Origin of the sequence: Eisenbergiella sp. OF01-20 (assembly GCF_003478085.1) — a bacterium.
Lineage (GTDB): Bacteria > Bacillota > Clostridia > Lachnospirales > Lachnospiraceae > Eisenbergiella.
Map to the genome: position 1 here is coordinate 55,293 of NZ_QUES01000016.1, position 14,731 is coordinate 70,023.

The following is a 14,731-nucleotide window of genomic DNA, read 5'->3' on the forward strand; positions in this document are numbered from 1 at the left end:
AGGAATAACAGATACAGGGAGAAAGCCGCGGCAGCGGCTTTTTTCCGGTTGAAATGTTGAAAACCAGAGTAACTGTTAAAGTACGCAACAGTTACGGAACAGGAAAAAAGGGAGGAAACCATGGAAGTGGGAAAAATGCTGCAGCAGCTCGCAGGGGGCATGCTGATTACAACGGAGATTTTTGTGCTTACCCTGTTGTTCTCTCTGCCTCTGGGACTGCTATTGTCATTTGGCAGGATGTCCAAAGTCAGGGTGATTCGTTTTTTGACAAAGGTATACATATCGGTGATGAGGGGGACGCCTCTTATGCTGCAGCTGATTGTGGTTTATTTCGCTCCCTATTATGTATTCGGTTTAAAAATATCCCAGGGCTACCGGATGGTGGCGGTAATTCTGGCCTTTGTGCTGAATTATGCCGCTTATTTTGCGGAAATTTACCGCTCCGGTATAGAATCCATGCCGGTGGGCCAGTATGAGGCGGCTAAAATTCTGGGATACAGCAGGGCACAGACCTTTCTGAAAATTATCCTGCCGCAGGTAATCAAGCGGGTGCTCCCGTCGGTTACGAATGAAATGATCACGCTGGTAAAGGATACCTCCCTGGCATTTGTTCTGACGGTTACGGAAATGTTTACCATTGCCAAACAGATTGCAGCGGCACAGGCCTCGGTCATGCCTTTGATGGCTGCCGGTGTATTTTATTACATTTTCAACCTGATTGTTGCCATGGTCATGGAGCATGTGGAGAAGCGGCTGAACTATTACAGAGGGTAAGGTGGAGAAATGAACGGGAATTTTCTGGAAATTAAAAAAATGAAAAAGACCTTTGGGGAACTGGAGGTTATCAGGGATATTTCCCTTTCGGTGAAGGAAGGGGAGGTGGTTTCCGTTATCGGTCCTTCCGGATCCGGGAAGTCCACCTTGCTGCGGTGTGCGACCATGCTGGAAAAAATGGACGGCGGAGAGCTTTCCTATCTGGGCGAGAGGGCGGCTTACGAGGAAAACGGAAGATGTGTGTATGCCTCCAGGGCTGACCGGAAGCGGATCCACAAATATTTTGGGCTTGTATTCCAGAATTTTAATCTGTTTCCCCATTATACGGTGTTAAAAAATATTATTGATGCGCCTGTGACCGTGGACGGAATATCCAGGAAGGAAGCGGAGGAACGGGCGGAGAAGCTTTTGGCCCAGCTGGGGCTTTCCGAAAAGAGGGACGCCTATCCTTATCAGCTTTCCGGCGGGCAGCAGCAGCGGGTTTCCATTGCCAGAGCGCTTGCCCTGCAGCCGAAGATCCTGTTTTTTGATGAACCCACCTCCGCGCTGGATCCGGAGCTTACCGGGGAAGTGCTGAAGGTGATCCGTCAGCTGGCCCGGGAACATATGACAATGATCATTGTGACCCATGAAATGCAGTTTGCCCGGGAATTGTCGGACCGGATTATCTTTATGGAGCAGGGTGTCATCTGTCAGGAAGGTACACCGGAGGAGCTTTTTAACTCTCCCAATGCACGGGTTCGTGAGTTTATCGGCCGTGTTATGAACGTATGATTTGTAGGGTTGTGCTTTTTCAGGGGGCTGCCGGCTTATTTTTTTGGCATTATGTAGAAAATAGGGGGACACCGGACATGTATTCTTGATTTCTGAAAAGTGGTGCGCTATACTTGTTACAGCAGCGCCGCTTTTTCTCTGCGGTATTTGGCCCAAGGGACAAGCGGCGTGGAAAATTACGCAGGATGGCTTTCAACAGCCATCTTTCAAATTTACGGCGCTTTTATAAGCGCAGATGGAGGATAAAATGGAGAAACTGGACCAGCTTTACGAAGGAAAGGCAAAGAAAGTTTTTAAAACAGATGATCCCGATGTGTTAATTGTGGATTATAAAGATGATGCCACCGCTTTCAACGGGGAGAAGAAGGGCACCATTGTAGGAAAAGGCGTCATCAATAATAAGATGAGCAACCGTGTGCACCAGCTTCTGGAGGAAAAAGGGGTTCCTACTCATTATATCCAGGAATTGAGCGACAGAGAAACCGCCGTAAAGAAAGTGGAAATCGTACCTCTTGAAGTGATTATCCGGAATGTGGCAGCAGGAAGCTTCTCCAAGAGACTCGGTGTGCCGGAGGGAACCCCCTTTGAACAGCCCACCGTGGAATTCAGCTACAAGAATGACGAGCTGGGCGATCCTCTGATTAATGATTATTTTGCAGTTGCCCTGAAGCTGGCGACCTGGGAGGAAATTAAAACCATCCAGGATTATGCGTTTAAGGTAAATGATGTTCTGAAGGAGTATTTCCTCCAGGCGGGCATCAAGCTGATTGACTTTAAGATTGAATTTGGCCGTTACCACGGACAGATTATCCTTGCAGATGAAATCAGCCCGGATACCTGCCGTCTGTGGGATGTAAATACCAATGAAAAACTGGATAAGGATCGTTTCCGCCGTGATCTTGGCAATGTGGAAGAAGCCTACAACGAAGTTTTCAAACGTCTGGGATTATAAAACTGCCGACGGGGCGCCTGAAGGAAAAGGGATAGGTAAGCCGCGGTATATCCGCGGCTTTCTGAAATTACGGAGACAGTAACTCGTACACAGCACAGAAACGAGGAGGCATATGACGGAAAAAGGCATCTATGAGCAGGCTGCGTTGACGGACAGGCCCGGAGAAGAATGCGGTGTTTTCGGGATGTATGATTTTGACGGCGGCGACGTGGCGGGCAGCATCTACTATGGTCTGCTTGCCCTGCAGCACAGGGGGCAGGAAAGCTGCGGTATAGCGGTAAGCGATACTTCAGGTCCGAAGGGGAAGGTTCTGAGCGTTAAGGATATGGGGCTGGTAAATGAGGCGTTTAATCCGGATAATCTGGAACGGCTGGGAGGAGACATCGGCGTCGGCCATGTGCGGTATTCCACAGCAGGCAGCAGTACGCGGGAAAATGCACAGCCTCTTGTTCTAAATTACGTAAAGGGCACTCTGGCGCTGGCGCATAACGGAAATCTTGTCAATGCCCTGGAGCTTCGAAGAGAACTGGAATATTCAGGCGCTATTTTCCAGACGACCATAGATTCCGAAGTGATAGCGTATCATATTGCGCGGGAAAGGCTGAATTCCAAATCGGTTGAGGAAGCGGTGGGCCGGGCAATGGGAAAGCTTAAAGGGGCTTATTCCCTGGTCATCATGTCTCCCCGCAAGCTTATCGGCGCAAGGGATCCTTACGGGTTCCGTCCGTTATGTATCGGAAAACGGGATAACGCCTATGTGCTGGCTTCGGAAAGCTGTGCTTTGGATACGCTGGGAGCCTCCTTTATCAGGGATGTGCTGCCCGGCGAGATCGTGACGATTACACCGGAAAAAGGGATTATCTCGGATACGGGCATGTGTATTCCCTGCAAGGAGCACGCACGGTGTATCTTTGAGTATATCTATTTTGCGCGTCCCGACAGTTACATTGACGGTGTGAGCGTATACCATGCCAGAGTTCTGGCGGGAAAATTCCTGGCAATGGATTCCCCGGCGGAAGCGGATATTGTGGTGGGCGTGCCGGAATCCGGGAACTGCGCGGCGCTTGGATATGCGTCGCAGTCGGGCATTCCTTACGGCACGGCCTTTGTAAAAAATGCCTATATCGGCCGGACCTTTATCAAGCCGAAGCAGAAGAGCCGGGAAAGCAGCGTCCGGATAAAATTAAATGCCCTGAAGGAAGTGGTGAATGGGAAAAGGGTCATCATGATCGATGATTCCATCGTGCGCGGCACCACCTCGGACAGGATCGTGCATATGCTCCGGGAAGCCGGAGCGAAGGAAGTGCATATGCGCGTCAGCTCCCCTCCCTTTTTATGGCCCTGCTACTTCGGAACGGATGTGCCGGCCAGAGAGCAGCTGATCGCTTATAACCGCAGTGTAAAAGATATCTGTAGAATTATCGGTGCAGATTCTCTGGGATATCTGCGCATGGAGCGTCTGGATGAAATGGTAAACCGGCTGGGTATCTGCAAAGGCTGTTTCACGGGAACCTACCCTATTGCACCGCCTGAAGAAGATATCCGCGGAGAATTTGATAAATAAAGGAACTGTACAGTCCCATTGCAGTTACCCAAACAGCCATTTGCTATGGAAACCGCTGCTAAATAACAACCGAACAAAGGAGTTGCCTGATTATGAGTAACAATACGGACAGATACGTAAGCCCGCTTTCAGAAAGATATGCCAGTAAGGAAATGCAGTATATATTTTCTCCGGATATGAAGTTTTGTACATGGAGAAAGCTGTGGATAGCTCTGGCGGAAACGGAAAAAGAACTGGGCCTGCCGATTACGGAGGAACAGATCGAAGAATTAAAGGCCCATTCTACAGATATTAATTATGAAGTGGCAAAAGCAAGAGAAAAAGAGGTACGCCATGACGTTATGAGCCATGTGTATGCATATGGCGTGCAGTGCCCCAAAGCAAAGGGGATCATCCATCTGGGTGCCACCTCCTGCTACGTGGGGGACAATACGGATATCATCGTAATGGCAGAGGCTCTGAAGCTGGTAAAGAAGAAGCTGGTAAACGTTTTATATGAGCTTTCTTCTTTTGCTGATAAATATAAAGACCTGCCTACGCTGGCCTTTACCCATTTCCAGCCTGCACAGCCTACCACGGTGGGAAAGAGGGCAACCTTATGGATGCAGGAATTTTACCTGGATCTGGAAGATCTGGATTATGTGCTTTCCACCATGAAGCTTCTTGGATCCAAGGGAACAACAGGAACCCAGGCTTCCTTCCTGGAACTGTTTGACGGCAATATGGAGAAAGTTAAGGCACTCGATCCCATGATAGCGGAAAAGATGGGATTTCAGTCCTGTTATCCGGTATCCGGGCAGACCTATTCCCGTAAGGTGGATACCAGAGTCCTGAATGTTCTGGCCGGAATTGCCGCCAGCGCAACCAAAATGTCCAATGATATCCGCCTTCTGCAGCATTTAAAGGAAGTGGAAGAGCCCTTTGAGAAGAGCCAGATCGGTTCTTCGGCCATGGCTTACAAGAGGAATCCCATGCGCAGCGAACGGATAGCATCCCTTTCCCGTTATGTGATCGCAGATGCACTCAATCCGGCTATCACCTCCGCAACCCAGTGGTTTGAAAGAACACTGGACGATTCCGCCAACAAGCGCCTGAGCATTCCGGAAGGATTCCTTGCGGTGGACGGCATTCTGGATCTGTGCCTGAATGTAGTGGATGGGCTTGTGGTATATCCTAAGGTAATTGAGAAGCGCCTTATGAGTGAACTCCCGTTTATGGCTACGGAAAATATTATGATGGATGCGGTGAAAAAAGGCGGGGATCGTCAGGAACTGCATGAAAGAATCCGTGAGCTTTCCATGGAGGCGGGGAAACGGGTTAAAGTGGAAGGCCTGGATAACAACCTTCTGGAGCTTATCGCCCGGGAACCCGTCTTTATGACGACTCCCGAGGAACTGGAAAAGACTATGGACCCTTCCCGTTATATAGGCTGTGCGCCGGCGCAGGTGGAAGCCTTCCTGAAGGATGTGATTGCCCCGGTTATGGAAGAAAACAAACAACTGCTTGGCGTAAAAGCGGAAATTAATGTATAAGTCCCTGCGTATTATGCAGGATGGAAAAAGTTCTGTGAAAGCAGGACTTTTTCTGCTTTACCGATGAATGCATACCGTGAAACCGGACGGCTGCCGGGAAAAGAAGGATGAAAGATATGGCATATCAAGAGAATTTGTGGCTGGAAGCAAAGAAAAGCTGCCGTTTGCCTACAGAAGAAATCGGGATGGCAAAGATTCTCTGGCTTCCCTGATAAAGCCGCATATAACCCTGGTTTTCCCTTTTAAAAGCAGTTACAAAAAGGAGGAGATAGAGACGTTTGCAAAACAGCAGCTTACGGGTGTTTCTTCCTTTCGCCTTTGCCTGCATGGAGTCTGTAAATACCAGGAAGTTCCTATTAAAGATAGCCGGACCGTTCTGTATCCCAGTCATTAATCCGGTGCTGTGAGGCAGTGTTGCCTTTATATGCTGTATGGGGAGAGGTTTGAGGGTGCAAGATGCTTGTTTAAAGAAAATGCCGGCTTTTCATGAGAGAAAAGCCGGCAATCATTTTAGCGGTTTACATGTGTATTATGCGGTATGTTTATTTGTATCACTAATATGTTTTTCCAGTATGTTATGTACACGTTCGACTTCATCAAGGATTAACCTGTCGCTACGATACAGCAATTTTATATCTGCCTTCATATCAACAATATCTTTCTTCATGCCATGAATGTCCTGTTTCATGCCGTCAATATCCTGCTTCATGCCGTCAATATCCTGTTTCATGCCGTCAATATCCTGCTTCATGCCGTCAATATCCTGCTTCATGCCGTCAATATCCTGCTTCATGCCATGAATCTCCTGATGAATGCCTTTGATATCCTGTTGCACATCGGAAAATTTATCAATAAGAAAATCCAGTTTTTCATCTACTGTCATAAACTCTTCCTCCTGTCAAAGTTTATTTTCAAATAATAACAAAAGTTTCTTCATATTCACTGTGCATTGCCGGATTGTAAAAATATAAACCATTTCCGTCTTTTATGTTATCATAAAAGAAAGAGAATGTCTATCTTATTAACGTTATATTTCGACATCTAATACCGTATACAATATACAAAAGGCGGATGGAAAAACACACTTTCACAAAAAAAGGAGAACTCTATGAAAAATGAATACCTTGCGGAGTACTGCCGTAACTACCGCGAAGATGACAGGCTGTCGGCATCAAACCATGGAAGGGTGGAATATTTGACAACTATGGAATACATCCACCGTTATCTGGAAAAAGGAATGCGAATTCTGGAAACAGGAGCTGGTACGGGCATATATTCTCTGGCTTTAGCAGCCGAAGGCTTCCGGGTGGATGCTGTGGAACTGCTTGCGCATAATCTGGAAATTCTTCGTACCAAAATGAAATCCCCCGCAGTGATAATGAATGGTACCAATATCCATACGTATCAGGGAGATGCACAGGATCTTTCCCGCTTTGGGGAAGGCACTTTTGACGGAACCCTGATACTTGGGCCTATGTATCACCTGTACTCGGAGGAAGAACAGGTAAAGGCGCTTAAGGAGGCATTCCGGGTAACTAAAAAAGGGGGATATATATTTACTGCTTACTGTATGAACGAGCCTACCATGATAGGAGAACTGTTCCGGCTTGGAAAGGTGGAAGAATACCTGGAAAAGAAAAAGCTGACAGAGGATTTTCATTTACTGTGTGAACCTGAAGATTTGTTTAAGCTGGTACGCACTGAGGATATCGAAAGGCTGGATGAAAATGTGGATGCAGAGAGAATTAAGCTGGTAGCTACGGACGGTGCCACAGGCTATATACGTCCGGTCATCGACAGCATGGATGAAAATACCTTTGCCATATATATGCGCTATCATTTTGCCACCTGTGAACGGAAGGATCTGATAGGAGCAAGCCACCATACGTTGGATATTCTGAAAAAAAGATAACGGTACCACACCTTCACAGATTCGAAAACGATAACCCTGTGCATCTCACCGCCCATTTCTGCATCCCGGGCTGTAAGCTGTTGAGAAGAACACGTTTCTGTTCTATACTTGCAGCAATGAAAAAACAGGGAGGCGGCTATGGAGGTATATTGGTTTCTTGGTGCTTTTTTTCTCATGGAAGCAGGGAAAGAAGGGATATTTTTATTAAAAAAAGGGAAGAATCCCCACATCGTATTCGGCTTTTGTTTTGGGGAATTACTGGGGTTCCTCCTTTTTTCGTCTGTCGGCGGATGGGAATGGAAGAATACGTGGCTGCTTCCGGCAGCGTATCTATTATGGAATATGGCAGGGGCATGGCTGGATGCAGCCAAAAAAAGAAGGCGTAAGACAGGAGCAGGCAGGGCTGTGATACGTTTGCTTGTGTTGTCGGTCAGCCTGCTTCCGATCTTTTTGTTCCCTCCCATGAAACTGATTCCGGTAACAGGCAGCTATACCTATGAGACGGCAAGCTATACATGGACGGATGAATCCCGGGCGGAAAGCTTCCGCAACGACGGGTCATCAAGGCAGGTGGCGGTGCAGTTCTGGTATCCGGTAACGGAGAAGGAAGAGACGTTTCCTTTGGTGGTGTTTTCCCATGGCGCCTTTGGCTATGGGATGAGCAATTATTCCGCATATACGGAGCTGGCCAGCAACGGATATGTGGTATGCAGTGTGGAGCATCCTTACCACGCCCTGTTTTCCCGGTTGGAGGATGGGCAGCTGATAACTGCAGATAAAGATTTTATAAGAGATGTATTCCGGATAAATGAGGAAGGCGTTCCGGAAGAGGAGATATTTTCTGTCAACAGACCCTGGATCGCACTTCGGGTGGCGGATTTGCATTTTGTGCTGGACCGGATAGGGGAAACCTGCCGCGGGAAATCGCCTGGAACGCCCTTCAGTCTGATAGATACGGAAAGAACCGGACTGATTGGGCATTCCCTTGGAGGGGCTGCGGCAGTTACCACAGGGCGGGAACGGCCTGAAGTAAAAGCGGTAATTGATCTGGACGGGACCATGCTGGGGGAAGAACTGGACTTTTCAAATGGAAAATACCGGATGAATGAGGAACCGTATCCGGTTCCCCTGCTCTGCATCGATACAACGGGACATTATGTGGAAGGTTTAAAGTATGGGGATCAGTATGTGAACCATGCGATATTATCGGAGGCGCGGGATGGGAAGGAAATTCATTTTGACGATGCAGAGCATATGAATTTTACTGACTTACCTCTTTTTTCCCCTCCTCTTGCATGGCTGCTGGGAACCGGGAAGCGTGATGCCAGGGAATGTATTGAGACAATGAACGGGATTATTCTGGAATACTATGATTATTATCTGAAGCAGGAAGGGGAAAACAGGCCAAATACGCCGTCGTTTACGGAGAGTGTTTGACTGACATTGCGGCATATGCCGGAGAAGTCCCGGGAAGGAACAGGCCGAAGTATATGAAGGTAATGGTAGAACAAATTGACAGTCAGCAGGAAGAACAGGTGCTGATACGCTGTCACAGAGTTACGGAAACGGTTCGGGACATCCGGCATTTTATTCTCTCCAGACAGGAAAACCTGGAAGGGTATGAAGCGGGGAAGCTGTACCGGATCCCGCTGCCGGAGATATATTATGCGGAGGCTGTGGATAACCGGCTCTTCGTCTATACCAAAGATAAGGTGTATGAGGTGAAAATGAAGCTGTATGCATTTGAAGAGGCTTACAAAAGCAAGCAGTTTTTCCGGTGTTCCCGGACAGTGGTGGTCAATCTGATGCGGATTGATTCCCTGCGTCCCGCCCTGAACGGACGTCTGTCTGCCAGGCTGCACAACGGGGAGGATATTATCATTTCCAGAAAATATGTAAACAGTCTGCGGGATATCCTGCGCGGCGGGGAAAGGGGCGGAAATGAGTAAAAGGGAGTTTATGGAACGGCTGGTAATCAGTTTTTTTGTGGTGGTAACCTGTGTCAATCTAGCTATGGCATTTCTGGGGATGCGTTACGAACCGGAAATACGGTTTGGCTATCATGCATTTTTGTTTCCTGTTATGTACGGGTTCCTGGGAATCCTTCCTTCGGCGGTAACCTACAGCAGGAGAGAGCTTTCGGTAAAACAGATGCTGCTGCGCAAGCTGCTGCAGCTGCTGTTGCTGGAAGGGATTATGGTAGGTATTGTTTTTTTTGCCGGCAGTACGGCTTGGGAAGTTCTGCTGCCTTTTATGGTTATGATATTGCTCATCAGCATTGCGGCAGAAGGGGTATTGTGGTTTGTCGCCCGCAGGAAAGCAAAAAGCCTGAATGAAGAACTAAAGCGTTTTCAGATAAGGAAGGAGAAGGAAAATTGAGGAATATCCCCCATTTTCCTTCTCCTGTTATAAGGACAGCGGCATAGGGGGTGTGAACAATAATCCCAGGTTTTTTAATCTGCATCCATATATGGAAATAGCCTTTACAAATTTCCGCTTTTTCAGTATCATAAAGAAAAACAGCAAGAATTGTCCGTGAGGGGCGGGCGAAGGATTCTTTTCCCGGGTTTGTGTGCGGCACCGCTGCGGCTCTTTCCCGGCAGGCGTCCTTGGGCAAAGGGGAAGGGTGTTTCTTAATTTTACGGATTGGGGAAAAATATGATAAAAGCAATTGTGGTGGACGATGAAATCCTGACACGGGAGGGGATCCGTGCGAACATTCCCTGGGAAAAGCTGGGATATGAGCTGGTGGCGGCATGTGCGGACGGAAGGGAAGCGCAGGCGTATGTGAAAGAGCATGAGGTGGATGTGGTGCTGACGGATATCTGCATGCCTTATATGGACGGCCTGCAGCTGAGTGAATTTTTGTACCATGAATATCCTCATATCCGGATCATTATTTTCAGCGGCTATGATGAATTCGACTATGCGAAGCAGGCGCTGAAGTATCAGGTTTCCGAATACCTGCTTAAGCCGGTGACGGCTTCCGAGCTTTCAGAAGTGCTGGTACAGGTCGGGGAGAAAATCAACGAACAGAGAAAAAAAGAAGAACGGATCGGAAAGATGAGCACCACGTATCACCGGAACCATCTTCTGGTCCGCTCCAACGTGCTCATGAGCCTGATCATGGGGGACAAAACGAAAGAAGAAAATGACAGGGAGCTGGAGGAAGTGGGGATTACTCTGTGGGGAAGCTCCTTCCGGGTCGCGGTGGTGGAGATTGACGACTACAGGGACGCCAACAGCCTGGAGGATAAGCAGAAGCAGGAGCGCTCCCTCATCGCATTTGTGGTGTATAACGTATCCCAGGAAATCGTGGAAAAGCGGCATGTAGGCGAAGTCCTTCAGGGAAAGGATTACCGCACTGTGCTGCTCCTTGAAACCAACCGTCCGGCGGAACTGGGACAGCAGCTTCCGTCAATTGCCGGTGAAATCAACAACCGCCTCCTGGAGATCCTGAATATGAAGACAACTATAGGAATCGGCGGCCTGGTAAAGGAACGGGGAGAGCTGTTCCATTCTTATGAAGAGGCACTGACTGCGCTGCAGTACCGTTATATCTACGGGGAAGAATCCGTGCTTGTCCTGGAAGAGATCAAAGGCGAGCCGGACCGGACGGAGACGGAACGGACGGAGGATGGAATCCTGGATGCCCTGAAGCGTGGGGACAGTGAAGGGATTAAACAGTACGTGGATAAAAGAAAGGAAGGAATCCGCAGAGCCGCCTGGAACCGGGAACGGGTCAATCTCTATCTGCAGCAGCAGCTGGACGAGGTGGTGGAGCTTCTTCGTTCTTTCCATCTGGAGGAGCAGGATATCCTGTGGGAAAAGGAGCGCACGCTCGGCAGAATTATGGAAGCCTCCGGCCTGGATCAGGCTCTTGGCCTGATGGAGGGATATTTTCTGAAAGCGGCGGAAATGCTCGACATGGGAAAAAATGAGGGCGGGAAAAAGTACGCGCTTCTTGCGCTGGATTACATAGAAAAACATTACGGGGAGAATGAGCTGGGACTGAATACGGTATGTTCCTACCTGAATATCAGTACCAGCCGGTTCAGTACCATTTTTAAGAACATTACGGGCGAAACCTTCATGGAGGTGCTCACCGGAATACGGATGCAGAAGGCGAGAGAACTTTTGGAGAATACTTCCATGAAAAATTATGAAATCGCGGAGAAGGTGGGATTTTCCGATCCCCACTATTTCAGTGCCGCCTTTAAAAAGGCTACGGGGAAATCCCCCACGGAATACGCCAGGGAAAAGAGGAAATAAGCCATGAGGGAAGAAAAGAAGGGAAGGATGGGAATTCTGCCGTTTTCCAATATCCGTACCACCATGCTGGTGGTGTTTTCCTTATTAATTGTGGCGACGCTCACTTTCTTTTACATTATTTCCCTGAATTATACGGAACGGACGATCCTGAATAATTCTATCGATTATACCACCCGCCTGATCGGACAGGTAAACAGGGACATTGATTCCTATATTGATTATATGGAAAACATATCCTCCCTGGTGGCGCACAGCAGCGATGTGCAGACCTATCTGATGCAGGGGAAGGAATCGGGCGAACCCAATCTGTACCGGCGTATTGTTACCCAGTTTTCCACCGTTCTGGAAACCAGAACGGATATTTCCAATATTGCCGTGGTATCGGGGGATGGGAAAAGCATCATCAATGACGGAAATGATGTACTTAACGACAATATTCCCCTGGATACGGTGGACTGGTACCGGGAGGTGGAAAAGGAAGGAAGCACCTGTCTGACCTCTTCCCATGTGCAGAACGTCATCCGGGATAATTACAAATGGGTGATTACCATGAGCAGAGGGATAGAAAACCCGGACACCGGGGATGTGATGGGTGTTTTTTTTATTGATCTCAATTATAAGGCGCTGAAGGATCTGTGTGAAAGGAATAATATCGGATCGGACTATATCTATATAATCGACCAGAACGGGAAAATAATCTATCACCCCAAACAGAAGCTGCTTTACAGCTCTCTGAAAACGGAGCGGATCGATGAGGTCCTGGAGTGTGAAGACAGCTATTTTCTCACCGGCGGAGAAAAAGACAGCAGGCTGTATACTATTTCCGTGTCGGAAAAAACCGGCTGGAGCGTGGTGGGTGTTACCGATATGGCGGAGCTGATGCGGGGGCGTTCGGAGGCACAGCGGCTGTATGTTATCATTACAGCGGTTTTTCTGGTGGTGACGGTGCTGCTTTGCGTGATCTTTTCTTCCGCCATCACCCGTCCTCTGGAGCGCCTTAAGGACTCCATGAAAGAAGTGGAAAAAGGGAATTTTGAAGGGATCCGGGTAAAGGAAGAAGGAAATAATGAAATCGCAAGCCTGGGCAAATCCTTCAATATCATGATGATCCGCATCCGGCAGCTGATGGAACAGAATACCTATGAGCAGGAGCAGAAACGCCTCAGTGAACTGAAAGCCCTGCAGTCCCAAATCAATCCCCACTTTCTGTACAATACCCTGGATTCCATCATCTGGATGGCGGAAGGGGGAAAGACGAAAGAGGTGGTGCTCATGACCTCCTCCCTGGCAAGGCTTTTGCGCCAGAGCATCAGCAACGAGGATGAGCTGGTTTCCATCAAAAGGGAGGTGGACTACGCCGGCAGTTATCTGACCATACAGAAAATGCGCTATCAGGATAAAATGGAATTTGAAATCGATGTGGAAAAAGAAATTCTGGAGCAGCGGATCATTAAGCTGGTGCTCCAGCCGGTGGTGGAAAATGCCATATACCATGGAATCAAGTATAAGGAAGGAAAAGGGCTTATCAAAATAACCGGCGTACACCGCAGCGGCTGCATTTTTCTCACCGTATACGATAACGGGAAAGGGATGGAGCAGGAGGTGCTGGACCGGATTTTAGAACCCGGAACCGGAAACGAACAGAAAGCGAAATCAGGTATCGGCATCGGGAATGTGCAGATGCGTCTGCAGCTTTATTATGGAAAGGAATATGGGATTTCTTACAAAAGCGTTCCCGGCGAGGGGACAGCCGCTACGATAAAAATCCCGTTTGCAGGAGAGGAGGTGCATAAGGATGAGGGAGAAAAATAACAGATGCCGTGTATTACGGACCATCCTTATGTCCGGTAAAAAGAGGATCCTGTCTGCCGCGCTGCTTCTGGCCGCCGCCGCATTCCTGCTTTTCTATGCCTTTGGGAGGGAGGAGACGGTGAGGGAGCCGTTGTCCGTCATCTTTATATCCAAGACAATCGACGACAGCGATTTCTGGACCCAGTTAATCGACGGGGCCCGTATGGCGGCAGAGGAATACGGCGTGAAGTTTTCCGTATGCGCGCCGGAAACGGAGGATGATTATGTAAGGCAGAACGAACTGATCGAACAGGCTATCCGTGAGAAGCCGGATGCCATTGTCCTCACCCCTTCCAGCTTTACCGAAACAACGCCTATGGCGCAAAAAATTGTGGACAGCGGAATCCGCCTTTTTCTGCTGGATTCCGAAATCGACGCGAAGGTGGCGGAATGCATGATATCCACGGATAACATTAAGGCCGGAAGGCTGCAGGGCGCGTTTGTCAAGGAAATCCTGAAGCCGGATTCCCGGATAGCGGTAGTCGCCCATGTGAAAAATTCGTCCACCGCCATGGAACGGGAGCAGGGGCTTCGGGAGGGGCTGGGCAGCGATACGGAAAAAATAGTCGATGTGGTTTTCTGTGATTCCAATTATGACAAGGCCTATGAACTGATGCTGGGGATTCTTGCCGAGCATCCGGATGTGGATGTGGTTGTGGGGCTGAACGAATATTCCGCCGTCGGCGCGGCCCGGGCTATTGTGGACAAGGGGCTGGCGGGGAAAATCAGCTTTGTGGGTTTTGACAGCTCCCTGGAAGAGATAAAAATGCTGGAAGGCGGGATCTTCCGCGGCATGGTGATCCAGAATCCGTTCAAAATGGGCTATCTGGGTGTGGAAACCGCCGTGAAAGCCCTGAACGGGGAAACGGTCCCGGAGCAAATCGATTCCGGTTCCGTCCTGATTACAAGAGAAAATATGTATCTGGATGAAAACCAGGAAATGCTGTTCCCTTTTAAAGGGGAATAAAGACGGACACGACAAGAATCAACAAAGAAAATCTATTTTATTGTGGTATTTGCAGGATAAAAGGGGTAAAAATTTACAAAACAGTAAATTTTTACCCCTTTTTTATAAAAAATCACATGTTGTTTTATTTAAG

General features: G+C 48.5%; 13 protein-coding genes. 12 read left to right on the top strand and 1 reads right to left on the bottom strand.

Annotated elements, in window-relative coordinates; genetic code table 11:
* Positions 1-120 precede the first annotated feature (120 nt).
* The 5 genes from DXA36_RS18150 to purB all read left to right on the top strand — a co-directional run bounded on the left by DXA36_RS18150 (position 121) and on the right by purB (position 5,596).
* The gene (locus DXA36_RS18150) at positions 121-774 is read left to right on the top strand and encodes an amino acid ABC transporter permease (protein ID WP_118680898.1); all 654 of its coding nucleotides are present in this window, start codon (positions 121-123) and stop codon (positions 772-774) included.
* A gap of 9 nt (positions 775-783) precedes the next feature.
* Positions 784-1,548, top strand: coding sequence for an amino acid ABC transporter ATP-binding protein (locus tag DXA36_RS18155; RefSeq protein WP_118680899.1), 765 nt, complete (start codon positions 784-786; stop codon positions 1,546-1,548).
* 247 nt (positions 1,549-1,795) lie between these two features.
* The gene (gene purC / locus DXA36_RS18160; RefSeq protein ID WP_118680900.1) at positions 1,796-2,500 is read left to right on the top strand and encodes a phosphoribosylaminoimidazolesuccinocarboxamide synthase; all 705 of its coding nucleotides are present in this window, start codon (positions 1,796-1,798) and stop codon (positions 2,498-2,500) included.
* Between the two features lie 112 nt (positions 2,501-2,612).
* Positions 2,613-4,064, top strand: a complete 1,452-nt coding sequence (purF, locus tag DXA36_RS18165) for an amidophosphoribosyltransferase (protein ID WP_118680901.1) — start codon at positions 2,613-2,615, stop codon at positions 4,062-4,064.
* 92 nt (positions 4,065-4,156) lie between these two features.
* Positions 4,157-5,596, top strand: a complete 1,440-nt coding sequence (gene purB, locus DXA36_RS18170) for an adenylosuccinate lyase (RefSeq protein WP_118680902.1) — start codon at positions 4,157-4,159, stop codon at positions 5,594-5,596.
* A gap of 529 nt (positions 5,597-6,125) precedes the next feature.
* Here purB and DXA36_RS18175 read toward each other — a convergent pair.
* Entirely contained in the window at positions 6,126-6,479 is a 354-nt protein-coding gene (locus DXA36_RS18175; RefSeq protein WP_118680903.1) for a coiled-coil domain-containing protein, read from the bottom strand.
* A 225-nt stretch (positions 6,480-6,704) separates the two neighbouring features.
* Here DXA36_RS18175 and DXA36_RS18180 point away from each other — a divergent pair, with 225 nt between their 5' ends.
* From DXA36_RS18180 to DXA36_RS18210, 7 genes are all read left to right on the top strand, one after another.
* A complete protein-coding gene (locus DXA36_RS18180) occupies positions 6,705-7,508 on the top strand; it encodes a class I SAM-dependent methyltransferase (RefSeq protein ID WP_118680904.1) in 804 nt (267 codons plus the stop codon).
* Positions 7,509-7,646: 138 nt separating this feature from the next.
* Positions 7,647-8,945: an alpha/beta hydrolase family protein gene (locus DXA36_RS18185; RefSeq protein ID WP_118680905.1), complete on the top strand. Its 1,299-nt coding sequence runs from the start codon at positions 7,647-7,649 to the stop codon at positions 8,943-8,945.
* A gap of 53 nt (positions 8,946-8,998) precedes the next feature.
* On the top strand, positions 8,999-9,457 hold the full coding sequence (locus DXA36_RS18190) for a LytTR family DNA-binding domain-containing protein (protein ID WP_118680958.1): 459 nt from the start codon (positions 8,999-9,001) through the stop codon (positions 9,455-9,457).
* Positions 9,450-9,887 carry a hypothetical protein gene (locus tag DXA36_RS18195; protein ID WP_118680906.1) on the top strand — a complete coding sequence of 146 codons (438 nt, stop codon included), beginning with the start codon at positions 9,450-9,452 and terminating at the stop codon, positions 9,885-9,887. Before DXA36_RS18190 ends, DXA36_RS18195 begins: the two co-directional genes overlap by 8 nt.
* A 279-nt stretch (positions 9,888-10,166) precedes the next feature.
* Positions 10,167-11,780, top strand: a complete 1,614-nt coding sequence (locus tag DXA36_RS18200; RefSeq protein ID WP_118680907.1) for a response regulator — start codon at positions 10,167-10,169, stop codon at positions 11,778-11,780.
* 3 nt (positions 11,781-11,783) lie between these two features.
* On the top strand, positions 11,784-13,592 hold the full coding sequence (locus tag DXA36_RS18205) for a cache domain-containing sensor histidine kinase (RefSeq protein ID WP_118680908.1): 1,809 nt from the start codon (positions 11,784-11,786) through the stop codon (positions 13,590-13,592).
* Positions 13,576-14,598, top strand: coding sequence for a substrate-binding domain-containing protein (locus DXA36_RS18210; protein ID WP_118680909.1), 1,023 nt, complete (start codon positions 13,576-13,578; stop codon positions 14,596-14,598). Before DXA36_RS18205 ends, DXA36_RS18210 begins: the two co-directional genes overlap by 17 nt.
* Positions 14,599-14,731: the final 133 nt, after the last annotated feature.